The sequence below is a fragment of the Nocardia sp. NPDC003999 genome, from assembly GCF_053604885.1.
The window spans coordinates 204996-226431 of sequence record NZ_JBSGIB010000011.1; the positions used below are offsets into that span (position 1 = coordinate 204996).

General features: G+C 69.1%; 23 protein-coding genes. 10 read left to right on the top strand and 13 right to left on the bottom strand.

Features of this window, described 5'->3' with window-relative positions; all coding sequences use genetic code 11:
* Positions 1-13: 13 nt before the first annotated feature.
* Positions 14-505: a MarR family winged helix-turn-helix transcriptional regulator gene (locus ACWESM_RS22650; protein ID WP_356966920.1), complete on the top strand. Its 492-nt coding sequence runs from the start codon at positions 14-16 to the stop codon at positions 503-505.
* Entirely contained in the window at positions 502-882 is a 381-nt protein-coding gene (locus tag ACWESM_RS22655) for a DUF5313 family protein (RefSeq protein WP_452493549.1), read from the top strand. The genes ACWESM_RS22650 and ACWESM_RS22655 overlap by 4 nt, the downstream gene beginning before the upstream one ends.
* Before the next feature lie 119 nt (positions 883-1001).
* On the opposite strand, the gene ACWESM_RS22660 is transcribed toward ACWESM_RS22655, so the two are convergent.
* Both ACWESM_RS22660 and ACWESM_RS22665 read right to left on the bottom strand, forming a co-directional pair.
* Positions 1002-2093: a calcium:proton antiporter gene (locus ACWESM_RS22660; RefSeq protein ID WP_364430106.1), complete on the bottom strand. Its 1092-nt coding sequence runs from the start codon at positions 2091-2093 to the stop codon at positions 1002-1004.
* Positions 2094-2162: 69 nt separating this feature from the next.
* On the bottom strand, positions 2163-2558 hold the full coding sequence (locus ACWESM_RS22665) for a nitroreductase/quinone reductase family protein (RefSeq protein ID WP_355075629.1): 396 nt from the start codon (positions 2556-2558) through the stop codon (positions 2163-2165).
* A gap of 523 nt (positions 2559-3081) precedes the next feature.
* Between ACWESM_RS22665 and ACWESM_RS22670 the strand changes: the two genes are divergently transcribed.
* Together ACWESM_RS22670 and mmuM are read left to right on the top strand one after the other, a co-directional pair.
* The gene (locus ACWESM_RS22670; protein WP_356966915.1) at positions 3082-3744 is read left to right on the top strand and encodes a phosphate signaling complex PhoU family protein; all 663 of its coding nucleotides are present in this window, start codon (positions 3082-3084) and stop codon (positions 3742-3744) included.
* A gap of 49 nt (positions 3745-3793) precedes the next feature.
* The gene (gene mmuM / locus ACWESM_RS22675) at positions 3794-4696 is read left to right on the top strand and encodes a homocysteine S-methyltransferase (RefSeq protein ID WP_452493570.1); all 903 of its coding nucleotides are present in this window, start codon (positions 3794-3796) and stop codon (positions 4694-4696) included.
* Between the two features lie 17 nt (positions 4697-4713).
* Here mmuM and ACWESM_RS22680 read toward each other — a convergent pair whose 3' ends face one another.
* Complete coding sequence (locus ACWESM_RS22680; RefSeq protein ID WP_452493552.1) at positions 4714-5574, bottom strand: RNA polymerase sigma factor; 861 nt, start codon at positions 5572-5574, stop codon at positions 4714-4716.
* Between the two features lie 64 nt (positions 5575-5638).
* Entirely contained in the window at positions 5639-6661 is a 1023-nt protein-coding gene (locus ACWESM_RS22685; protein WP_452493554.1) for a haloalkane dehalogenase, read from the bottom strand.
* 531 nt (positions 6662-7192) lie between these two features.
* Between ACWESM_RS22685 and ACWESM_RS22690 the strand changes: the two genes are divergently transcribed.
* The gene (locus ACWESM_RS22690) at positions 7193-7915 is read left to right on the top strand and encodes an HNH endonuclease family protein (RefSeq protein ID WP_355075622.1); all 723 of its coding nucleotides are present in this window, start codon (positions 7193-7195) and stop codon (positions 7913-7915) included.
* 3 nt (positions 7916-7918) lie between these two features.
* Here the strand turns inward: ACWESM_RS22690 and ACWESM_RS22695 are convergent, their stop codons facing one another.
* Both ACWESM_RS22695 and ACWESM_RS22700 read right to left on the bottom strand, forming a co-directional pair.
* Positions 7919-8935, bottom strand: coding sequence for a zinc-dependent alcohol dehydrogenase family protein (locus tag ACWESM_RS22695; RefSeq protein ID WP_452493556.1), 1017 nt, complete (start codon positions 8933-8935; stop codon positions 7919-7921).
* Entirely contained in the window at positions 8935-9378 is a 444-nt protein-coding gene (locus ACWESM_RS22700) for a hypothetical protein (RefSeq protein ID WP_452493558.1), read from the bottom strand. The genes ACWESM_RS22695 and ACWESM_RS22700 overlap by 1 nt, the downstream gene beginning before the upstream one ends.
* An 86-nt stretch (positions 9379-9464) precedes the next feature.
* Here ACWESM_RS22700 and ACWESM_RS22705 point away from each other — a divergent pair, with 86 nt between their 5' ends.
* A complete protein-coding gene (locus tag ACWESM_RS22705; RefSeq protein WP_397279137.1) occupies positions 9465-10256 on the top strand; it encodes a helix-turn-helix domain-containing protein in 792 nt (263 codons plus the stop codon).
* Between the two features lie 12 nt (positions 10257-10268).
* Here ACWESM_RS22705 and ACWESM_RS22710 read toward each other — a convergent pair whose 3' ends face one another.
* The 5 genes from ACWESM_RS22710 to ACWESM_RS22730 all read right to left on the bottom strand — a co-directional run bounded on the left by ACWESM_RS22710 (position 10269) and on the right by ACWESM_RS22730 (position 16112).
* On the bottom strand, positions 10269-11192 hold the full coding sequence (locus ACWESM_RS22710; RefSeq protein ID WP_452493560.1) for a LysR family transcriptional regulator: 924 nt from the start codon (positions 11190-11192) through the stop codon (positions 10269-10271).
* 78 nt (positions 11193-11270) lie between these two features.
* Positions 11271-12473: an FAD-dependent oxidoreductase gene (locus ACWESM_RS22715; protein ID WP_364430126.1), complete on the bottom strand. Its 1203-nt coding sequence runs from the start codon at positions 12471-12473 to the stop codon at positions 11271-11273.
* Between the two features lie 182 nt (positions 12474-12655).
* Complete coding sequence (locus tag ACWESM_RS22720; protein WP_364430129.1) at positions 12656-13300, bottom strand: PadR family transcriptional regulator; 645 nt, start codon at positions 13298-13300, stop codon at positions 12656-12658.
* A gap of 63 nt (positions 13301-13363) precedes the next feature.
* Positions 13364-15397 carry a DHA2 family efflux MFS transporter permease subunit gene (locus ACWESM_RS22725; protein WP_397279132.1) on the bottom strand — a complete coding sequence of 678 codons (2034 nt, stop codon included), beginning with the start codon at positions 15395-15397 and terminating at the stop codon, positions 13364-13366.
* A 55-nt stretch (positions 15398-15452) separates the two neighbouring features.
* A complete protein-coding gene (locus tag ACWESM_RS22730; protein WP_364430135.1) occupies positions 15453-16112 on the bottom strand; it encodes a TetR/AcrR family transcriptional regulator in 660 nt (219 codons plus the stop codon).
* A gap of 162 nt (positions 16113-16274) precedes the next feature.
* On the opposite strand from ACWESM_RS22730, the gene ACWESM_RS22735 reads away from it, so the two are divergent.
* The 4 genes from ACWESM_RS22735 to ACWESM_RS22750 all read left to right on the top strand — a co-directional run bounded on the left by ACWESM_RS22735 (position 16275) and on the right by ACWESM_RS22750 (position 19934).
* Entirely contained in the window at positions 16275-17684 is a 1410-nt protein-coding gene (locus tag ACWESM_RS22735) for a lipase family protein (protein ID WP_364430138.1), read from the top strand.
* 114 nt (positions 17685-17798) lie between these two features.
* The gene (locus ACWESM_RS22740; RefSeq protein ID WP_356966897.1) at positions 17799-18674 is read left to right on the top strand and encodes an oxidoreductase; all 876 of its coding nucleotides are present in this window, start codon (positions 17799-17801) and stop codon (positions 18672-18674) included.
* A gap of 424 nt (positions 18675-19098) precedes the next feature.
* Positions 19099-19572 (top strand): transcriptional regulator, encoded by a 474-nt coding sequence (locus ACWESM_RS22745; protein WP_356966895.1) that lies wholly within the window; start codon positions 19099-19101, stop codon positions 19570-19572.
* Positions 19569-19934: a DUF3817 domain-containing protein gene (locus ACWESM_RS22750; protein WP_397077039.1), complete on the top strand. Its 366-nt coding sequence runs from the start codon at positions 19569-19571 to the stop codon at positions 19932-19934. The genes ACWESM_RS22745 and ACWESM_RS22750 overlap by 4 nt, the downstream gene beginning before the upstream one ends.
* 4 nt (positions 19935-19938) lie before the next feature.
* Here ACWESM_RS22750 and rdgB read toward each other — a convergent pair whose 3' ends face one another.
* Positions 19939-20550, bottom strand: coding sequence for an RdgB/HAM1 family non-canonical purine NTP pyrophosphatase (rdgB, locus tag ACWESM_RS22755; RefSeq protein ID WP_355075603.1), 612 nt, complete (start codon positions 20548-20550; stop codon positions 19939-19941).
* Positions 20550-21320, bottom strand: coding sequence for a ribonuclease PH (gene rph, locus ACWESM_RS22760; protein WP_355075601.1), 771 nt, complete (start codon positions 21318-21320; stop codon positions 20550-20552). The genes rdgB and rph overlap by 1 nt, the downstream gene beginning before the upstream one ends.
* Positions 21321-21436 lie beyond the last annotated feature (116 nt).

The window sequence follows — 21436 nt, forward strand, 5'->3', positions numbered from 1 at the left end:
ACAAGGAGGACCGATGGAGACCGAGATCGAGGATCCGCTGCGCCTGGACCGGCAGGTGTGCTTCGCGCTGGCCGTGGCCAATCGCGCGGTGCTGGCCGTCTACCGTCCGCTGCTCGAACCGCTCGGGCTCACCCACCCGCAGTATCTGGTGATGCTGGCGCTCTGGGGCGAGGCGCCGATGTCGGTGAAAGCGATCGCCGAGGCCATCCAGCTCGACTCCCCCACACTGTCCCCGCTGCTCAAACGCCTCGAAGCCGCCGGACTGATCAGTCGCGAACGCGACAGCCGAGACGAGCGCAACCTCGTGGTGAACCTGACCCCGGCCGGAGCCGAACTGCGCGCGAAGGCCGAGCGGATACCGCCCGCCGTCGTCCAACGCCTCGGCGTGACCCTGGCCGACCTCGAGCAGTTGCGCGATGTCCTCACCCGGGTGAACGAGGCGGCCCGCCGGTCGGTGCTCGCCGAGCCCCACGCCCCGTCCTCGAACCCAGGAGCCCGGTCATGACCCGAGAGCAACGACGGCCCGGTCCGATCCAGTGGATCGGCTACGCCTTCGGCCGCCGCCTGCCCGATTCGATGCGTGAGTGGGTGCGCGACGACCTGACCGGCAGGTTCGCCGCCACCCGGCACGTGCTGCGCGGACTGGTGCCGTTCACACCGTTGTTCGCGGTGTTCCTGCTCTTCCCCGGCGAGCTGTGGCTGCGCGGCGCGATGGTCCTGCTGGCGCTGCTGCTGGCCCTGTTCTACACGATCGCTTTCATGCCGATGAACCGCGCGCATCGGCTCGTGAAGCACGGCTTGCCCGCGGATCTGGAGAATCCGCAGCGCGCGCGGCGCCGAGCGTTGGAACGAGCCAGATACGCGGCTCAGCACCCACACTGAGCGCGCGGCTCGCGACCACCGAAGGCGGGGTGTCGCCCGTCCGGCGTCCAAGTGTTCGCACCGCTGGCGCCGCACCGATTCGGCGGTGACCGCGTCGAGGCGCTCGTCTGAGCCGCCCGCTAGGGGCTGGCGGCGAGGCCGACGAAGGCGGCGAACACGGCCAGGTGGACGCCGCCCTGCAGCAGCGTCGCCCGTCCAGGAACGATCGTCAGCCCACCGACGACGACGGTCAGCGCCAGCAGCACCATCTGCGTCGCCCCCAAGCCGAGCACCAAAGGGCCGTCCAGCCAGATGCTGGCCACGGCGATCGCCGGAATGGTGAGGCCGATGCTCGCCATGGCCGAACCCAGCGCCAGATTGAGACCGATCTGCACCTGGTCGCGGCGCGCGGCCCGCACCGCGGCGATCGTCTCGGGCAGCAGCACCAGCAACGCGATCACCACGCCGACCCCCGATTGCGGCAGACCCGCCGACTGGACCGCCGATTCCACGGCGGGCGAGACCACCTTCGCCAGCCCAACCACGCAGACCAGGGCGACCAGCAGCAGACCGAGACTGGTGACGGCGTCGCGCACGCTGGGTGGCTCGACGCGCTCGTCGTCCTCGGCGACGACGCCGTCCGCCTCCACCGGCAGGAAGTCGTCCGGATGGCGCACGGTCTGCACCATCACGAACAAGCCGTACAGCGCGAGCGAGGCCACCGCGGCGAAGGCCAGCTGCGCGGGCGAGAACTCCGGGCCGGGTTTGCTCGTGGTGAAGGTCGGCAACACCAGGCTGAGCGTCGCCAGCGTCGCGACGGTGGCCAGCGCCGCACCCGTGCCTTCGGCGTTGAACACCGCCACGCGCCTGCGCAACGCCCCCACCAGCAGACAGAGACCGAGGATGCCGTTGCAGGTGATCATCGCAGCGGCGAAGACCGTGTCGCGGGCCAAGGTCGCGGTCTTGTCACCGCCCTGGGTCATCAGCGTGAGAATGAGCGCGACTTCGATCACGGTCACCGCGATGGCCAGCACCAGCGAGCCGAACGGCTCACCGACCCGGCGCGCCACCACCTCCGCGTGATGAACCGCCGAGAGCACCGCCCCGATCAACGCCACCACCACAACCGTCACCGCGACACCGGGCAGACTTCGGCCCCAGGTGACCGCGAGGGCGACGACGGCGAGCAATGGTACGAGCACGGTCCAACGGGCGGTGAACAGACGGATCATGCCCACCATGGTCCCAGCAAATCGCCCGCATCCAGGTCAGGCGACCAATGTCCCCGCCCCGCCGCGGGTTCAGTCGTCCAGATCGATGCGCAGCGTGAGCAGGTCGGTGCCGACCAACCGGACGGCCGCGCTGTTGGCGCGCGGCAGGGCCGCCAACCGGGCACGCGGGTCGTCGTCGGGCAGCAGGTGGGCGGTGCCCGCGTGCCAGCGGCCGTGCAGCCGCAGCCGGACTCGATTGTCCGCCTTGATGTTCCGCACATACTGGGATCGCTCGCCGAACTCGGAGACCAGCCAGAATTCCCGGCCGATCTTTCGTCCGCCGATCGGAGTGATCCGCGGCTGACCGCTCACCCGGCCGGTGGTCTCCAGGAGAGTCTGCCCGGGCAGCGTACTGAGGATCGGATTACCCAGTCGGCGCTGGAACGTCGTCACCACACGATGCTGGATATCGCGCAAGTTCGGCATGCCGCGACCGTAACACCGGGCGCACCTGTCGGCTGGCTTCGCCGCGTGTGCGATTCGGGCGTTGACCAGGGCACGGACCCGCACACGGCGGACCGCGGCAGCCACAGGAACCGGGACGCAAACGCCCGCCCATCGCGTCGCGCAGTATCGACCGTCCACGCCGCCGCACGGAGCCGAACAGGGCACGCGACGAGCAACCACGCGAGTCGCCATGCGCCGCAACAGCGCAATGTGATGCGCGCCATAGATCCCCGATCGGGCAATGCATCTCCTCCGCTGCCCCGGCCGGCATGCGTGCGCGAGTGCCGCCCGCCGTCGCGCGCGCCGGTGCGCCCGATCCGCCATAGCGTGTTCCGGCCGCGAAAAGCACTGCCTCAACTGTATTTTCCCGTCGTTTTGCTGGCGAAGCGATCGCGCGTGGTCCAGCGTTCCCGTCCGCGACGGCATGTCGAGGCGATGTCGTTACCGAAGAACATCCGACAAGGAATCGACCCCGCCCCGGTCGATAGGTGAGAATTTGGCGGTGCGCACCCAGTTCACTGCCGAGCTCATCGCGTTGACCAATGATCTGACGCTGATGTGCACGCTGGCCCACGACGCCGTCGAGCGTGTCACCGACGCGCTCGTCGACGCCGACCTCACCGCGACATACGAGGTCTTCGCGCTCGACGAGCAGTTGCAGAAGATGTACGGCGCTTGCGAGGCGCGCACCGTGGTGTTACTGGCGCTACAGGCTCCGGTGGCCCGCGACCTGCGGCATGTGGTGACCGCGATCCAGATCGCCGGTGAGCTGTCCCGCATCGGCTGGCTCGCCAGCCGGGTCGCCGACAAGGTGTATCAGAGTCACCCCGGACACGCTGCCGAGCAACCCATCCTGGACATCCTCGCCGCGATGGGCAAGCTGGCGGCCGAGCGTACGGCTTCGGCCGGGCGAGCGGTCGCCGGTCGGCACCCGCTGCCGGAGGAGGAGACGCCCGCGGACCATTCGATGGAAACGCTGCACCGGCAACTGCATTCCGCGCTGCGCGACCCCGCGTCCCAGCCGTCCACCGAAGTCGCGATCGACAACGCACTGCTGGGACACCACTTGGAGCGCTGTGCCGACCACACCGCGCGCATCGACCGGCTCATCCGTTTCCTCGACACCGGGGTACCCCCGACCGCCCAGCCCACCGACGACGAGTGAATCCGCGTCCTACAGTGGAGCCGTGCTGTTCGACACTGCGGCGGGGGCACTGATCTCGGACGGTGGACTGGCCACCGAGCTGGAGGCGCGCGGCCACGACCTGTCCGACGCGTTGTGGTCGGCCCGTCTGCTCGTGGACGATCCCGCCGCGATCCGGTCCGCGCACGAAGTCTATTTCCGGGCGGGCGCCGACATCGCGACCACCGCCACCTATCAGGCTTCTTTCGATGGCTTCGCCGCGCGCGGGCTGACCAAGGCGCAGACGGTGGAGCTGTGGCGACGTGGCGTGGCGCTGGCTCGTGCCGCGTGCGACGCCGAGACCGCTGATCGACGCCGCTGGGTCGCCGCCTCGGTCGGCCCCTACGGCGCCGCGCTGGCGGACGGATCGGAATACCGTGGCCGCTACGGGCGCACCGTGGCCGAACTGCGGGCCTGGCATCGACCGCGCATGGAGGTGCTCGCGGAGGCGGGCGCCGACCTGCTGGCCCTGGAGACCGTTCCCGACGTCGACGAAGCCGAAGCGCTGGTCGACCTGGTGAACGACCTCGGCGTGCCCGCATGGCTGAGCTACACCGTCGACGGCGCGCGCACCAGAGCCGGGCAACCGCTCACCGATGCCTTCGCGGTGGCCGCGGGCTCGGACTCGATCGTCGCGATCGGCGTGAACTGCTGCGCGCCCGCCGATGTCGCCGCCGCGGTCGAACTCGCCGCGGGAACCGGCAAGCCCGTGGTCGCCTACCCGAACAGCGGTGAGGACTGGGATGCGGCGCGCCACCGTTGGACCGGCCCCACCCGGTTCACCGCAGGGCAAGCCAGGGACTGGTTCGCCCGAGGCGCACGGATCATCGGCGGCTGCTGCCGGGTCGGCCCCGCGCAGATCACACGCCTGGCAACGGAACTACGAGGAACCTCACCCGCCACCGGTTCACCCGACGCGGAAGCACCGGGCTGATCACCGACGCGGCGGGTTCACGTCTCCTCGAGCATGGGGAAACGCCCCGAACCGAGCAGCCCCGCGATCGCGTCCATCTTCGCCTGCGGCGCGGCGTAGTCGGGATGCGCGCGCAGCACCGACGCCGCGTCGTGCAGCCGGATCATCTGCCGTTCGGCCTCGGCCGCGGTGCGCCCGCCCGCGCTGACCGGATGGCGCGCGTACACCGGACGGCTCCGGTCGACCCGTCCCAGCGCCAGAGCTTTGTCCACGCGGCGTGAGCAGCGGCAGAACGCCGTCGGGTCGACCAGGCCACAGGTCGAGTTCAGGAAGTTCCCGAGCCGTTTCTTGGCGCGCTCCAACCGCTTTCGATAGGCGGCGGGGGTGATGTCGAGGATCCAGGCGGCCTCGGTGGAGTTCAGCTCGAACACGTCGCCGAGCACGAACGCGATCCGTTCGTCCCGGGCCAGGCATTGCAACATGCCTTGACTACAGGTGAGCCGCACCTCGGCAGTTAGAAGCACCGCTTCCGGTCCGCGATAGTCCGCCTCCGACAGACCGTCGGCCAGTCCGTCCCGGTAGGCGTCCAAGCTCAGTTCCGCGGCCTCCTGCGGGGTCTGCCGCCGCAGATTCAGCAGGTGGTTGACGCCGATGCGGTAGGCCCAGGTGAGCAGCTTCGCCTCGCCGCGCCAGGTGTGCAGATGATCGAGGACGCGCACCATGATCTCCTGCGTCGCGTCCTCGGCCTCCGCGGGCCGCCAGACCATGCGCAGCGCCAGCCGGTACAGCGGGTCCTGCAACAGGCGCACCACCTCGGCGACGGCGTCCCGGTCGCCCGCGACCGCGCGGGCGACCATGGCCTTCTCGTCCGCCGCGACCCGCTCGTGCTCCGTGCCCATCCGGCCATCATTCGGCCCGCGCCGCGGTCGGCGCAAGCACTGCCGGGTCACAGCGCGGCCGAGATCACGCGCGAGCGGCGGCACCGACCAAGGCGTGCCGATCGAGCCACTGCGCGACCGCCCGGCCGATCTCGTCCGGCCGATCCTCCGGCGCGTGGTGGCCCGCCGGAGGGATCGCGACGACCTCGGCGCTCGCGAAGGTGCTCGCGGCCCAGTCGATCGCCTCCGCCGATCCCAGCCCGACGCCGTTCTCCAACGCCATCAGCAACTTGGGCACCTCGGGCGTCGCGGCCGCCCAATCGTCGTAGTTCCGCACCAGGGCGACCACGTCGGCGGGCTCGCCGTCCAGCGGGAACTCCCGCGGCCACACCAGCAGCGGCTTGCGCGAGGCCGGGGTCGGATACGGCGCCCGGTACACGTCGTGGTCCTCGGGCGACAGGTCGGCGACGCCCTTCGGCAGGTTGAACTCGATGAAGATGTTCTCCTCCAGGATCATCCGCTCCCCTTCCGCCGAGCGAAACTTCCGGAACAGCTCGGCGCCGAGCGGAGGCAGCTCGTCGAAGCGCATCGGCCGCAAGAACGTTTCGATCAGCGCGATCCCGCGCACGCGGCCGGGATGCCGCGCGGCCCAGTCCATGCCCAGCGCGCCGCCCCAGTCGTGTCCGACCAGCACCACTCGGTCCAGCCCGAGCGCGTCGAACCAGGCGTCGAGGTAGGCGGCGTGATCGGTGAAACGGTAGGCGCTGTCCGGCTTGCCCGACTCCCCCATGCCGATCAGGTCCGGCGCCAGCACTCGGGTCCGGTCGGCCACGTGCGGAATGACGTTGCGCCACAGATGCGAGGAGGTCGGATTGCCGTGCAGGAACACGACGGGGATCTCTCCCGCACCGGTGTCGCGGTAATTGATGAACGAGTCGATGACGTCGACGGTGGGCATGATGTGGTCCTTTCGGGTCCGGCTTTTCGCCTGCACCCGTTTGGACACAGGAATCACACCGCCTGTGACCGGATGTGGAGTGAGCATCGTCACAGGCCCGTCGAACCGGTCGTCGCGAGGGCGGCAACTCTCGGATACATCCGTACTCATGCAGTAGATGTGTGGCCGAAACTGAAGATCGGCTGAGAAACTTTTCGAACCGTCCGAACGAACTTGCCAATTCGCGCGGCATCTATCTACTGTCTTGATACGTAGAACAAAGCGTGATCGAGACGGAGCGGATGCGTGCTGCAACCGGAGAGCGGCTTCCCTGGTCACCGGCGCCCGCCGGACATCGATCACCCCTGATCATCACGAGTGAGTCCGGAGCAGGCGCGGCTCGACACCTCGGGACCTCCCCCTCATCAGCCCCGTGGTGTCGTCCCAGTGCGGGCTTCGGAGTGGACAACCATCCGCACAACCGCGCGGCTCCACCGGCCTCCTCGTGATCACCGCCCCCGAATCGGCGCCGGCACGGCGATTCGGGGGCGGCCCCGTTCTCCGGCTCGGCAGCTCTGGCGCACGGCCCGTTACCGGCCAGCTGTGCCGAATCTCATACGCGCCGATCGGTTGCGCGAAGCCGGTCACTGGATACCTTTTCGCCGGTTACAGTTTCAAAGGGATTCGGCGTTAGGAAGTTCGATGAAGTCCACAGTGCAACGGCTGGCTCTGATCGGCATCATGGTGGCGACTTCCATCGGACTGGTCTCCTGCACAACCGTTCCGCCCGGCCAGTCGACCGCGTCGGGCTGCGGTTCCGGCGGACGGGCCTGCGCCGACGCGCCCGCCCCGATTCCCTCGCGCGACGCGCTCGCGCTGTTGAACGCGCTGCGCGTGGCCGACCGTGCGCCCAAGACCGGATACAGCCGTGACGAATTCGGGCCGCCCTGGTCCGACAACGTCTCGGTGCCCGGCGGCAACAACGGCTGCGACACCCGCAACGACATCCTCCAGCGCGACATGACCGACGTGACGTTCAAGTCGGGCAAGTGCATCGTCGCGACCGGAACGCTCGCCGACTTCTACACGGGAAAGACCATCGACTTCAAGCGCGGCACGAAGTCCTCCGACGACGTGCAGATCGACCATGTCGTCGCGCTCTCGGACGCGTGGCAGAAAGGCGCACAGAAGCTTTCCGCCGAACGCCGCCGCGACCTGGCCAACGACCCGCTGAACCTGCAGGCCGTGGACGGTCCGACCAACCAGTCCAAGAGCGACTCCGACGCGGCCGATTGGCTGCCGCCGAACAAGGGTTACCACTGCGCCTACGTGACCAGGCAGATCCAGGTGAAGACGGCCTACCAACTCTGGGTCACCGCGGCCGAAAAGGACGCCATGACGCGGATTCTCACCGCCTGCCCCTGAGTCCTAGGGGAACTCGATCACCACCTTCCCGAAGGGGTCTCCGGTGCGGAAATACCGGTAGGCCGCTTCGGCTTCCTCGAACGCGAACACGCGGTCGATGACGGGACGCATCCCGTGGGCGGTGATCGCTCGGTTCATCGCCTCGAACTGCGTCCGGCTGCCCACCGCGATGCGGCGAATCGACAGATACGACGTCCCGAACGGGTTGCCTACGGGCGCGTCGGTGGCGGGCAACGCACCGATCATCGTGATCCGCGCGTTGTATCCGCCCGACCGCACGGATTTCGCCAGGGTCGGCATGCCCACCGCGTCGAGGATGTGTTCCACACCGTCGCCTCCGGTGCGGTCCAGCACGGCCAGCTCCCAGTCCGGTGTCCGGCTCCGATCGATCACCTCGTCGGCTCCCAGCGCGCGCAGCCGCTCGGCCTTTCGCGCGCTCGAGGTCACCGAGATGACATAAGCTCCCAGCATTTTCGCGTGCTGCACACCGAAAAGGCCCACCGATCCACTGCCGACGGTCAAGACGGTCTCGCCGGGCAGCACCGGCAGCGGCGTGGTCAGCGCCGCCCACGCCACCACTCCGGCGCAGGTCAGCGTGGCGGCCTCCACGTCGGTGAGATGGTCGGGCACGTGCACCACCGAATCCTCTTCCAGCACCGCGTACGTGGCGAGCATGCCGGGATAGGTGGCGCCGTACTGCTCGACCACGTGCGCTTGGCGCTGTGGCCCGTCGATCCAGCGGACGAAGTAGGAGGCGGTCACCCGGTCGCCCAGCGCGGCGCGCGTCACTTCCTCGCCCACGGCGATCACCGCGCCGACACCGTCGCTGAGCGGGACGACGCCCGGGGTCGCGGGCAGCGGATACGTTCCGTCCAGCAACATGAGATCGCGACGATTCAGTGACGCCGCCAGCATCTGGATCACCACTTGGCGTGGCCCTGGCTCTGGCATCTCCTGCGGCGCGACGGTCAGCGCGGCCGCCCCGCGCGCGGGGTCGAGATGGTAGGCGACGGCCCGCATCACGCGACACCGATGTACTGGTGGTCCCACCGGATCCGGCCCGCGTCGTCGAGCGCGATGACGTCGTATCCGCCGCCGACGACCGCCCCGTCGGTCTTCGTCACCATGTGCCAGGTCAGGCCGATCAGATTCAGTGACAGACGAACCGCCCGCCCCTTGGGTACGAACACGTGCCCACCAGGGGCGACGAATTCCTCGTAGGCGCGATCCACGCGCCGGTCCAGCGCTTCGTAGCCGCGGATCTCCACGGTCGGGATCGGGAAGGACAGTCGGGCAAGCGCTTCCCGCATCTCCTGCGGCGGATCCACCAGCACCTGGGCGCCGTCCTCGGACCACAGTTCCCGGATCAGCTTGTGCCTGGCCTGCGCGTCGGATTCGTTCCACAGCGCGATGTAGCGATCGGCGAATCGGGACAGTTCCTGTGCATCGAGTTGATTGCTCATGGGACGGAGTCTTGCCGTCGTTCGGAGCCTGCGCGATTCCCCGCAAGGTATGGCGAAGCCGCCGCCCGACGCCCGATACTGCTGCCATGACGACGGCGGCCGAGTCCACCGGGTTCGCCCGGCAGCTCAAGCATTGGCGCACGCTGCGACGGGTCAGCCAGCTGGATCTCGCGATCCGCGCCGACACCACGCAGCGTCATCTCAGCTTCCTGGAACAGGGCCGCTCACGCCCCGGACGCACGATGGTGGTGCGGTTGGCCGAATCACTGGAGCTGTCACTGCGTGAGCGCAACGGACTGCTGCTCGCCGCGGGTTACGCGCCGGTCTTCCCCGAATCGGCGCTCGATACCGTGGAATTGGCGCCGATGCTGGAGGCGTTGCGGGCGATCCTGGACGGCCACCTGCCCTACCCGGCGCTGGTGGTCCGGCCGCACGGCGTCCTGCTCGCCGCCAACTCGGCCTTCGAGGTGCTCACCGAGGGGGCCGCGCCGTGGCTGTTGGAACCGCCGGTCAATGTGCTGCGGCTCGCGCTGCACCCGCAGGGACTGGCCGCCCGCGTGGTCAACCTGCCGGAATGGGGACGGCACGTCACCGAGGCGCTGCGCAACCGGATGGCCCGCAGCCCCGATCCCGCCTTGGACGAGCTGATCGCCGAGCTGGAGACGTATCTGCCCCAGGCCGAACCGGGACCGGACCATCTCGGTTTCGCGGTGCCGCTGCGCCTGCGCTGCGCCGAAGGGGAATTGCGTTTGATCACCACGCTCACCTCCTTCGCCACCGCGGTGGACGTCACGCTCGCCGAGTTGCAATTGGAGGCGTTCCTGCCCGGCGACGAGCGGACCGCGCGAATTCTGCGCGACCGCGCGGCGCGATACTGAGCGGGCCCGCGCTCACCAGTGCAGCGCCGCGGCGGTCAGCCGCTGACGGACCAGCTCGACGTGCGGGCGGACAGCGGGTCCGGGCCGACGCACCAGGAATGCCGTGTTGATCGGCGGGTCCTCCGGTTCCAACAGCGCGACGAGCGATCCCGAATCCAGTTCGGCCGCACAGAGATATCGCGGCAGCACACTGATCCCCGCGCCCGCCGCGACCGCCCCGGCGACCGCGCGCAGATCGGCGACGACCACCGCGGCCTCGGCGGCGAGCCGGACGCCGAAGACGTGCCGCCAATACCGGCGCAGGATCGGCAGATCCGGGGCGTAACTGACCAGCGGAACATCGGACAACGCGACCGGGCCCTTGGTCCGCAACAGGTCGCCGTCGACGCGCGCGGCGACCTGCGGCCCGGCGACGAGCACGAACTCCTCGTCACCCAGCGGTTCGGCGACCACCGTCCGGCCTCTGGGCCGGACCGTCGACACCACCAGGTCGAAGTGCCCGGCCCGGAGCCCGCCGAGCAAGTCGTCGGTCAGCCCCGCGTGGACCGCCAGTCGAACCCCTCGCTCGACCAGTGGCGCCAGCGCGGGGAGCCCGTGCACCGCGAGGAACTCGGCGGGTCCGGCGAGACGAACGGCGGGCTGTGGCGCGGGTTCGGCCCGGTGGACCGGACCCGCCACGGTGTCCAGCGCGTCCAGCGGCGCGGCGATGCGCGCCGCCAGCTCGGTCGCCGCCGCGGTCGGCGCGACGCCGCGCGGCAATCGGTCGAACAGTCGCGCGCCGAGCCGCTTCTCCAACGCCTGCAATTGGCCGGTCACGGTCGGCTGGGACAAGCCGACCAGCCGCGCCCCGGCTGTGATCGAACCGGCCCGGTGCACTGCCAGGAAGGTGCGCAACTGGTTCAGATCCAGATTTCCATCGGAATCCCTATCGCTCACCACGCAACTCTATTCCGCCGCCGATAGCCGCACCGGAGGTCCCCCGGGTCGCTCGGACCCGAGGGACCTCCGGCCGACTCAGACCGACGCGAGCTCGTGCTCGGCGGGAGCGTCCCAGTCGATCCGGTAGCGCTGCTCCGGGCCCATGGTCTTCTCCGGTTTCATCACGGTCTTGGCCATGACCGGCATGAGCAACTGCATGACCTTGCGTCCCACCGGCCCCGGCGTCTTGCTGTGATTGATCTTCGCCGCGCGCGCCGCGACGCCTTCCACCCGCTCGCGCCGCAAGCGCTCGTACACCGCGAACGCCTCCGGAGCGGGCAGATCACGCAAGCAGCGGGCCAGCTGCACGGCGCTCTCGATCGCCAGCGACGCGCCCTGACCGGAACTGTTGGACGGAGCGTGCACCGCATCGCCGACCAGCACCATCCGCCCGCGATACCAGTGCGGCACCGGCGGCATGATGTGCAGCGCGCCGACCACCTCCAACTGCTCCTCGGTGGTGCGCCGAGCGAGCTCGCCGCCAGGGGTGTCGTCGCCGTAGACCTCGCGCAGGATGCGCAACCAGTGCGCGCTCGGCACCGCCCGCGCGGCGGTGAGCGACAGATACTCCTTGTGCGGCAGGTTCGCTCCCCATGCCACCCGCCCGTCCCCGAGCGGCCAGTACAGGTAGTAGGCCCGCTTGCCGAACGCGAAGGTCATGGTGTCCGGGGGGATGTCGGCGTCGCACTCGGTGGTCGCGCCGAAGCCGAGCATGCCGGTGTAGTCGGGGCCGGGCGCCTTCGGGTCGATCAGCGTGCGCACCCGCGAGCGGATGCCGTCCGCGCCGATCAGCACGTCGGCGGTGGCTGTGCTGCCGTCGGCGAACTGGGCGGTGATGCCCGACGCGTCCTCGCGCACATCGACCAGGCGCTTGTCGTACTCGAACGGAACGCCCGCCGCGACCGCGTGCCGGTGCAGCGTTTGGTGCAGCTCGCTGCGATCGACCAGTTGCAGCGGCGGCATATCGGGGATGCCGGGCATCGCCAGCACCTTCGCGCCGACGGACATGTTCATGTTGCGGACCGGAAGCGCGATGGCGCGGACCGGGTCGCCCGCCCCGATGATGTCGAGCGCGGCGACGCCGTTCGGCGCGAGCGCGAGTCCGCTGCCGATGCCATAGGAAGGGCCGGGATAGGCCTCGTAGACGCGGGCGTCGATGCCCGCTTTGCGCAGGGCCGTCGCGACGACGGGGCCGGCGATGCCGCCACCGATCACCAGGGCGGTACGTGTTGTGGACATGGGTGTCTCCAGGATTCGTGCGATATGGGTTTCGGTTCCCGGACCGACACACGCGCCACCCACCCGGTTATCCTGTGGTTGCCAGCCTTGTAGCCGGGTGCGCGTTCGCGGGCGCGGTTCGAGACTGTTCGATCGGGCCCGGCGGCGGTGTTGCCGCACCTTCGCCGGGCCCGGTTTCTCGGCTAGTCCTCGGCCATCCCCCTCTCCACCATTTCGGCGACCTCCGACGGCAGCGCGCCGCGCTCGTGCCACTCGCGCCATTGCGCCAGTCCGGGGAAGGTGCCCTCGGTCAGTTCCGCGCGCAGTGAGCGCGTCCACGCCGCCTCGGCTTCGAGCATCGCCAGTCCGAACTCGGACTCGACGATGAACAATCGCGGCAACGCGCCCGCGAGTTCGCCGAGTTCACGACGTACGGTCTCGATGGTTCGATCCAGCGCTTCGAGGCGGGTGGCGAGCAGTTCGACCACCTCGGCGGGCGGAAGCACAGCGAGAATCGACAGCCCCGCGACGAACCGGTGCGGTTCCGGTTCCGGAGTCGACAGCAGTTCCCTGGTCCAATCGGCCATCTCGGCGCGACCCTCGTCGGTGATCCGATAGATGACTCGCTCGGGACGGGCGCCCGCCCGTTCACTGCCGACGACCTCGAGGAACCCGACCTTGGCCATGTTCTGCACGACCGTGTAGAGCGAACCCCATTTGATCGCCATGTCGTGGTCCTTGCCCCGGTCACGCAGGGTCTGGGCGATCTCGTAGCGATGCATGGGGCGCTCGACGATCACGGACAGCACCGCGAGCGCCAGCAGGTTGTCGACCTTGCGTTTCTTCATCGCGGCACCTCCTCCTTACTCGTCTACGAATATACGTCTACGAGTAATCGCCCGCAAGAGCGGTCAGGCGGGCACCGTTTCCTGCTCACGCGCGTGGTCCTCCAGCAACTTCGTGGCGATGTTCGTCAGCGCCTGATCCAGCAGTGCGCGATCGGCCGGGTCGGCCTCGTTCCAGTCGTCGAGCCTGGTGTCGAGCCAGCGCCGCCAGGCCGCCTTGATCCGATCCATCTCGGCCGCACCGGAATCGGTGAGCCGCAAGCGTTTACCCTCTCGCGTCAGATAGCCCTCCGCGCCGACCTGGTCGTAGATCGGCTCGATCACCTCCTGGGGCACTCGGTGCGCCCAGGCGATTCCGGCCAGCGTGGCGTCACCGCGCACCCGGTCGCGCAGATACACCTGGCCGAGCGCCCATGCCTCACCGCGTGTGAGGTCGCTGTCCGCGTCGGCGAGGATGCGCGCGCCGATCGGATCCTCCGCCCCCGCTCGGTGCATGGTGCCCGCGATGGCGCGTTCCAGTTGCACCAGCCGATCGGGCGAGTCGGGCACCGAGAACCCTTCGCCCACATCACCCGCCCCCGCCCGCGCGCTGTCACGCAGCGGCACCTCGGGCAGGAACCACGCGACCACGAATCCGGCCAGCACGATCGGAACGACCCAGAAGAACACATAATCGATCGAGTCCGCGTACGCATCGATGATCGGCGCCGACTGTTCGGCGGGCAACGCGCGCAACGCCTGCGGGTCCGCCGCGACCTCGGGTGGCACCACGCGCACCTGAGCCAGCGCGGCGGCGAGGTTGGGGCCGATCTGGTTGCTGTAGAGCGTGCCGAAGATGGCCGTCCCGAAGGCGCTACCGAGCGTGCGGAAGAACGTGACACCGGAGGTCGCGGTACCCAGCTGGGCGTAGGGCACGGTGTTCTGCACGACGATGGTGAGCACCTGCATCGCCAGTCCGATACCCAGGCCGAGGATCAGCATGTACAGCGACTCCAGCAATGTGCCGGTGGTCCGGCCCATCGTCGACATCAAGTACAGGCCGAGCGCCATGACCAACGTGCCCGCGATAGGGAAGTACCGGTAGCGCCCGGTCTTGCCGACCACCTGCCCGGACAGGATCGAGGTGGTGAACAGGCCCACCACCAGCGGCAGTGTGCGAACACCCGACATGGTGGCCGAAACACCGTCGACGTATTGCAGATACGCGGGCAGGTAGGTCATCGAGCCGAGCATGGCGAAGCCGACGATGAAACTGAGGATCGAGCACACCGTGAACACCCGGCTGCGGAACAACCCCATCGGCAGCATCGGTTCCGCTGCGCGCAACTCGACCCCGACGAACGTGACGAGCAGGAAAGCCGCCGCGGCGAACAGGCCGACGATCGTCGGCGAGCCCCACGCGTACTGCTGCCCGCCCCATTCCAGGCCGAGGATCAGGCAGGAGACGCCCAGCGCCACCAAGCCGATGCCGAGGTAATCGATGATCGGCCTGGCCGCCGCGCGCACCCGTGGGATGGTGCGGGCCGCCAACGCGATCATCACCACCGCGACCGGCACGTTGACGTAGAAGCACCAGCGCCAGCTGGCGTGGTCGGTGAACAGGCCGCCCAGCGTCGGACCGATCACCGTGGTCACGCCGAATACCGCACCCAGCGCGCCCTGGTACTTACCCCGCTGCCGCAACGGGATGATGTCTGCGATCAGCGCCATCGACGTGACCATCAGTCCGCCCGCGCCGAAGCCCTGGATCCCGCGAGCGAGGACCAGCACCAGCATGCCGTTCGCCAGGCCTGCGACCATCGAGCCGACGATGAAGATCACCGCACTGATCTGGAACACCAGCTTGCGGCCGAACAGATCGCCGAGCTTTCCGGCGAGGGCGGTCGCCACCGCCTCGGCGAGCAGGTACGAGGTGACCACCCACGCCATGTGCCCCGCCCCGCCGAGGTCGGCGACGATGGTGGGCAGCGCGGTGGACACAATGGTCTGGTCCAGCGCCGCCATGAGCATGCCGAGCACGATGGTGCCGAATACGATGTTTGTCTTGGCCCTGCCCATCGGGGCAACAGGGTCCGCGGCGACAGCAACCGAACCGGCCATCAGCCCAGTATGGGCTTTTGCCGCGTCGATGGATATCCAGCGACACGGCAGCGAATCAGCCGGGTTCGCCCTCCGGCGCTTCCTCCGGCCGCTCGATGAGCGACATCGCGATGGGCACGAGCAGATCGACGAGTTCGGCCACCGACGGACGCGGATCGGCGAGCACCCACTCGTGCGCCAGCCCGTTGATCGCGCCGATCAAGGCGCTCGCCCCCCACCCCGGCGTGCCGCGCACCCGCGAACCGGGAGCAACCACCGGAACCACGTGGGTTTCCAGCACGGAAGCCCACGCGTGCCTGCGTTCGCGGCGGTGGCGCTCCATCCGTTCGCTCACGCCCACCACTTCGATGAAGGCGACCTTGGCGCGGTAGGGATCGGCGCCGATCGACTCGAGATAAGCGGTCACCACGGCGGTCATCGCGGCGCGCAGGTCGAACCGCGGGTCGAGCGCGTCCATCCGCGCGACCACGGCCGCGGCGGCCTCGTCCTGGATCCGGTCGTACGCGGCGACCAGAACGTCCTCCCTGGTCTGGAACTCCTCGTAGAACTGACGCTTGGACAGACCCGCGGCGGCGCATACGTCGGCCAGCGAGCAATCGGCGTAACCGCGCTCGGCGAAGATCCGGGTGGCCGCGTCGAGGAACCGCTGGCGCCGCTCGGCTTTCCGCTCCACGACGGCACGCCCGCCGTATTGCCTGCCCACTGTCGCCGTCATATCTCTCACCGTAGCGAAATCCCGGCGACCACGAACTACCCCGCATGCCTTGGCCGCCGCCCGATTCGTACTTGTGATCCGGGTCATGACGCCGCATACTCGGGTCCAGTCTGAAACCGATGGGGCTCACAAATGTGGCTCACAGAACGAAAAGGTTCTCGCGTGGTCATTTCGCGCAAGCACGCACCGAAGCTGCTCGCGGCGCTCGCCGTGGTGGCGGTGGGACTGCCCTTCCTCCCCGCCTCGGCAGCCGCCGAGCCCGCGCCGGACGATCCGGTGGTCCAGCCCGCACTGCCGTTCCCCCTGCCGCCGCTGCCGCCGGGCTTCGACCCGGCGTTCTATCGCCCGCCCGCGCAGACCTACACCGACTTGTCCCCCGGCCAGATCATCGCCGCACGCCAGGTGAATCTGGCGAACCTGTCGCTGCTCCCGGTGAACGTGGACGCCTGGCAGTTGTCCTACCGCTCCACCAACTCCCGCGGCGAGGCCATCCCCGCCGTGGCCACGGTGATCAAGCCGCGCGGCTACGTCGCCGACCGGCCGCTGTTCTCCTACCAGATCGCCGAAGACTCGACCGGCAACTACTGCATGCCGTCGTATCAACTCCAGATGGGTTCCATCCCCGCGACCTTGACCGGCTCCACCCTGGTGGCGGCCCAGTTCCTCGAGGTGCAGGCCGCACTGGCCCAAGGCTGGGCCGCGGTGATCCCCGACCACCAGGGGCCCGACTCGGCTTACGCCGCAGGTCCTTTGGCGGGCCGGATCACGCTCGACGGCATTCGCGCCGCGGAGAACTTCGCACCGATGCAACTGTCCGGGACCGGGACCAGGGTCGGGATGATGGGCTACTCCGGCGGCGCGATCGCCACCGGCTGGGCCGCCGAACTGAAGCGCGACTACGCACCCGAACTCAACGTGGTCGGCACCGCGGAGGGCGGCATCCCCGCCGACCTGTCGGCCGCATTGCGGATGGCCAACGGCAATCTCTCCGCCGGGCTGATCTTCGCGGGCGCGCTCGGCGTCTCGCGCGAATATCCCGAGCTGCGGAAATTCCTCGACGAGAACGCGAACGGCCTGGGCAAGCTCATGATCGCGGGCAAGGAACAACTCTGCGCCAGCTACCAGGCCGCGCTGTTCCCGTTCGCCGACAACCTCGGGATGCTGGCGAAGAATCCCTTCACCGACCCCGCTGTCGCCGACGTGCTGCACAAGACGAAGCTCGGCAAGGCCGTGCCGGACATGCCGATGCTGATGTACCAGGCCAATGCCGACTGGCTGATCCCGGTCGGACCGGTCAACGAGCTCGTCGGAACCTATGCCGAGGACCCGGGCGCGCGGGTCGAGTACATCCGCGACCACTTCAGCGAGCACCTGACCCTGGACCCGATCGCGGCACCGCGCGCGCTGCTGTGGCTGAAGGACCGCTTCGCGGGCGCGCCGGTGGCCGGCGGCGTCACCATCACCGATGTCGGCTCGATGACGTTGGACCCCGCCACCTGGCAGGTGTGGAGCGACACGGTGGGTGCCGTACTCGCGGCCGCCTTCGGGCAACCCATCGGCAGCGGCCGCTGAACGACCCGGCCGACAGCTCGTGTCGCGGGCGCGTTCCGCGACACGAGCCATTGCGTCTGAGACGATCGATGCCGATATCTTCCCCGGAAACTTACTCCAGAGTAAGGTTGGCGCATGGCGTGGAAACCAGCTGAGATCCCGGACCAGACGGGACGCACCTTTGTCATCACCGGCGCGAACGGCGGCTTGGGCGCCGTCACCACGAAAGTCCTGGCGTCCAAGGGCGCGACCGTGATCATGGCCTGCCGCAACGCGGTCAAGGCGAAAGAGGTCGCCGCGGGCATCGACGGCGATGTCCGCGTGGCGGAACTGGACCTGGCCGATCTGTCCTCGGTGCGCAAGTTCGCCGACGACAGCGGCGAATTCGACGTCCTGGTCAACAACGCCGGCCTGATGAACATCCCGTTCTCGCGAACCAAAGACGGCTTCGAGACCCAGTGGGGCGTCAATCACCTCGGGCACTTCGCGCTCACCGGCCTCCTGCTGGACCGGATCACCGATCGGGTGGTCACCCTCTCCAGCATCGCGCACAAGCAGACGCCGAAGCTCTGGATCGACGACCTCGACTACGAAAAGCGCCGCTACCAGCGCAATCTCGCCTATGCGCAGGCCAAGCTGTGCAATCTGATGTTCGCCCGTGAACTGCAGCGCAGGCTGCGTGAATCCGGCTCCCGCAAGCGCTCCTACGCGGTGCACCCCGGTGTCTCGGCCACCGACCTCTTCGCGCACACCGAGACCCCGCTCGACCACATCTCCAAGCCGTTCATCCGCCTGATCGGGCACTCGCCCGCCAAGGCCGCGCACTCGACGTTGTTCGCCGCCACCATGCCGGACGCCGATCCCGAGACCTACTGGGGCCCGACCCGGCTCTTCGGCAGCCAGGGCCCGGTGAAACCCTCGTCGTCCACCCGCCTGTCGCAGAACAAGGACCTGTGGCAGCGGCTGTGGGCAGAGTCGGAGCGCAAGACCGGAGTCACCTACTCGTTCTGAGCGGAGCAACACCGGAGCAGTCAGTGGGCAACTGCACGCCGGGGCCCGGTTGTCGATGCGCCCGGAAGGGTCCGCGTCGTGCGCGCGGCCCCTGCGGTCGAACCGGGCCGACTCGTCGAGTTCACCGCAGGCGGAGTCCGGCCGCGCGCTCGGTGGCACGCGCCGGAGCGGACGCCCGATGCGCGTTGCCACATGGCGGCGAGCGGCACCACTCGTGACGACTGCGTGATTTGCAGCGGCCCGCTGCCACATCGGAAGCCACATCCGGCAGCGGGCGCGCGGCCGCTCGTCTCTGCATCCGACACCGCCCCGAGCGCCGGTCCGCTCCGCACCGGTCGTCGCCTCGATGACCGTGGTCACAGCAGGCGCGGGACGGCGCACCTTGTTCTACGGCCCGCGTAGTAGAACGGGTACCGTAGAAGCCGTGTCCGCCTCACCCCGCCGCTCGGCACACAACCGCCCGGCCCTCATCGCGCTGGTGATCGTCGCCGCGCTGGGCTGCCTGGGGCTGGCCTGGTGGCAGTGGGAACGGTACGAGTCCGCGACCGGCACCGCACAGAATCTCGGCTACGCGCTGCAGTGGCCCCTGTTCGCGGGTTTCGCCGTCTTCGCCTACTTCCGGTTCGTGCGGCTGGAACGCGAGGCAGGCGAACCAGAGGAAAAGAACGAGTCCGCCGCGGCTTCGCGGCGCGATGCACCCACAGCCAGGCGCGCCGCGAAGCCGATCGCGCCGACCGAACTCCCGGCGGGACTGCTGCCCGAGCGCCCGAAGGCCGTCCGGGATGAGGACCCCGTGCTCGCCGAGTACAACCGATACCTCGCCGCGCTGCACGCCGACGACATCGAAGAACAGGTCCGCACGGCAGGCCTGCACACCCGCGAGAGGAGCGCCGGTTGACCACCAGCGAGAATTCCACCGAGACCACCGCTGCCCCGGCCAGGGCCGGGAACGCCGCCAAGATCGGTCCGGCGCTGCTGCGCTATCGGGCGCTGGCCTGGATCACCGGCCTCTGGTTGCTGCTGCTCACCGGTGAGATGATCGCCAAGTACGGCTTCGACGTGGCCACCCCCAGCTGGATCGCGGTCGTGCACGGCTGGGTGTACTTCGTCTACCTGCTGGTCACCGCCGACCTCGCGGTCAAGGTCCGCTGGCCGGTCCTGCGCACCGTCGGCACCCTGCTCGCGGGCACCATCCCGTTGCTGTCGTTCTTCGTCGAACACGTCAACGCCAAGCAGGTCAAGCAGACCTTCGGCGTCTGAGGCGTCAGCCTTCGGCGAGCGCAGCCAGCGCGGGCGTCAACTGGGCCAGCGCCCGCCCGCGATGCGACACCGCGTCCTTCTGGGCGGGCGTCAACTGGGCCGCGGTGACATCGCCGCCTTCCGGGACGAACAGCGGGTCGTAGCCGAAACCGCCGTCGCCCACCGGCTTCCGCCCGATCGAGCCGGGCCATTCGCCGCGCACCACGGTCTCCGCGCCGCCGGGCACCACCAGCGCGCAGGTGGACACGAACCGCCCGCCGCGCCGCTCGTCCGGCACATCCGACAGCTGTGCCAGCAGCAGCGCGTTGTTCGCCGCGTCGTCGCCGTGCTTGCCCGACCAGCGCGCCGACAGCACACCCGGCATGCCGTTCAACGCGTCCACCTCGATACCGGAATCGTCGGCGACGCAAGCCAATCCGGTGGCCACGGCGCCGTCGCGCGCTTTGGCCAGCGCGTTCTCCTCGAACGTCGCGCCGGTCTCGGGCGCCTCGTCGTACGGGGGAACATCGTTCAATCCGACGATCTCGATTCCGGCGATGCCTGCCTCGTCGAGGATGCGGCGCAGTTCGTTCAGTTTCTTGGTGTTGCGGCTGGCCACCAGCAGACGGCGGGTCATCACTTCCTCTTCGACTCGGCGGGCTCGGGAAGCACACCGGGATACGGCAGCGCCAGCGCCTCTTTCTGCACGACGAACAACTGCTCGCAGGACGCGAGCGCGGCATCGAGCAACTTGTCCAACGTGGAGCGCGGGAAGGTGGCGCCCTCGCCGGTGCCCTGGATCTCCACCAGCGTTCCGGTATCGGTCGCGACCACGTTCATATCGACCTCGGCGCGCGAGTCCTCCTCGTAGGGCAGATCCACCCGCACCCGGCCGTCGACCACGCCGACGCTCACCGCGGCGATCGCACAGGAGATCGGCTGCGGGTCGGCCAGCGCGCCCGCCGCGCCGAGATAGGTCACGGCATCCGCCAGCGCCACGTAGGCGCCGGTGATGGCGGCCGTCCTGGTACCGCCGTCGGCCTGGAGCACATCGCAGTCGATGGCGATGGTGTTCTCCCCGATCGCGGCGAGGTCGATGCAGGCGCGCAGCGAGCGGCCGATCAGACGGCTGATCTCCTGGGTCCGTCCGCCGATCCGGCCCTTCACCGATTCCCGCCCGCTGCGAGTGTGCGTCGCGGCTGGCAACATCGCGTACTCGGCGGTGAGCCAGCCCAACCCGGAGTCACGCCGCCACGGCGGCACCCCCTCGGTGACGCTCGCGGTGCACATCACCCGCGTCTGCCCGAACTCCACCAGCACCGAACCAGCTGGATGCGTGGTGAAACCACGGGTGATCCGGACCTCGCGGAGCTCATCGTCCGCCCTGCCATCGGCTCGTCTCGACACGGCCACAGCCTACTGTGTTCAATTTGCCGCGACTTCGTCGCGGCGTGTTCGCGGCCCCCTTGTGGCTCGCGTTTGCGCGACCGCCGCTTGCTCCTTCGTCGCGTGCGCGGCGGCCG

What these genes read in the sequence shown, in the direction of transcription:
- ACWESM_RS22650 (WP_356966920.1), top strand. Translation starts at nt 14, where the DNA reads ATGGAGACCGAGATCGAGGATCCGCTGCGCCTGGACCGGCAGGTGTGC.
- ACWESM_RS22655 (WP_452493549.1), top strand. Translation starts at nt 502, where the DNA reads ATGACCCGAGAGCAACGACGGCCCGGTCCGATCCAGTGGATCGGCTAC.
- ACWESM_RS22660 (WP_364430106.1), bottom strand. Translation starts at nt 2,093, where the DNA reads ATGATCCGTCTGTTCACCGCCCGTTGGACCGTGCTCGTACCATTGCTC.
- ACWESM_RS22665 (WP_355075629.1), bottom strand. Translation starts at nt 2,558, where the DNA reads ATGCCGAACTTGCGCGATATCCAGCATCGTGTGGTGACGACGTTCCAG.
- ACWESM_RS22680 (WP_452493552.1), bottom strand. Translation starts at nt 5,574, where the DNA reads ATGGGCACGGAGCACGAGCGGGTCGCGGCGGACGAGAAGGCCATGGTC.
- ACWESM_RS22685 (WP_452493554.1), bottom strand. Translation starts at nt 6,661, where the DNA reads ATGAGTACGGATGTATCCGAGAGTTGCCGCCCTCGCGACGACCGGTTC.
- ACWESM_RS22690 (WP_355075622.1), top strand. Translation starts at nt 7,193, where the DNA reads ATGAAGTCCACAGTGCAACGGCTGGCTCTGATCGGCATCATGGTGGCG.
- ACWESM_RS22695 (WP_452493556.1), bottom strand. Translation starts at nt 8,935, where the DNA reads ATGCGGGCCGTCGCCTACCATCTCGACCCCGCGCGCGGGGCGGCCGCG.
- ACWESM_RS22700 (WP_452493558.1), bottom strand. Translation starts at nt 9,378, where the DNA reads ATGAGCAATCAACTCGATGCACAGGAACTGTCCCGATTCGCCGATCGC.
- ACWESM_RS22705 (WP_397279137.1), top strand. Translation starts at nt 9,465, where the DNA reads ATGACGACGGCGGCCGAGTCCACCGGGTTCGCCCGGCAGCTCAAGCAT.
- ACWESM_RS22715 (WP_364430126.1), bottom strand. Translation starts at nt 12,473, where the DNA reads ATGTCCACAACACGTACCGCCCTGGTGATCGGTGGCGGCATCGCCGGC.
- ACWESM_RS22720 (WP_364430129.1), bottom strand. Translation starts at nt 13,300, where the DNA reads ATGAAGAAACGCAAGGTCGACAACCTGCTGGCGCTCGCGGTGCTGTCC.
- ACWESM_RS22725 (WP_397279132.1), bottom strand. Translation starts at nt 15,397, where the DNA reads ATGGCCGGTTCGGTTGCTGTCGCCGCGGACCCTGTTGCCCCGATGGGC.
- ACWESM_RS22730 (WP_364430135.1), bottom strand. Translation starts at nt 16,112, where the DNA reads ATGACGGCGACAGTGGGCAGGCAATACGGCGGGCGTGCCGTCGTGGAG.
- ACWESM_RS22740 (WP_356966897.1), top strand. Translation starts at nt 17,799, where the DNA reads ATGGCGTGGAAACCAGCTGAGATCCCGGACCAGACGGGACGCACCTTT.
- rdgB (WP_355075603.1), bottom strand. Translation starts at nt 20,550, where the DNA reads ATGACCCGCCGTCTGCTGGTGGCCAGCCGCAACACCAAGAAACTGAAC.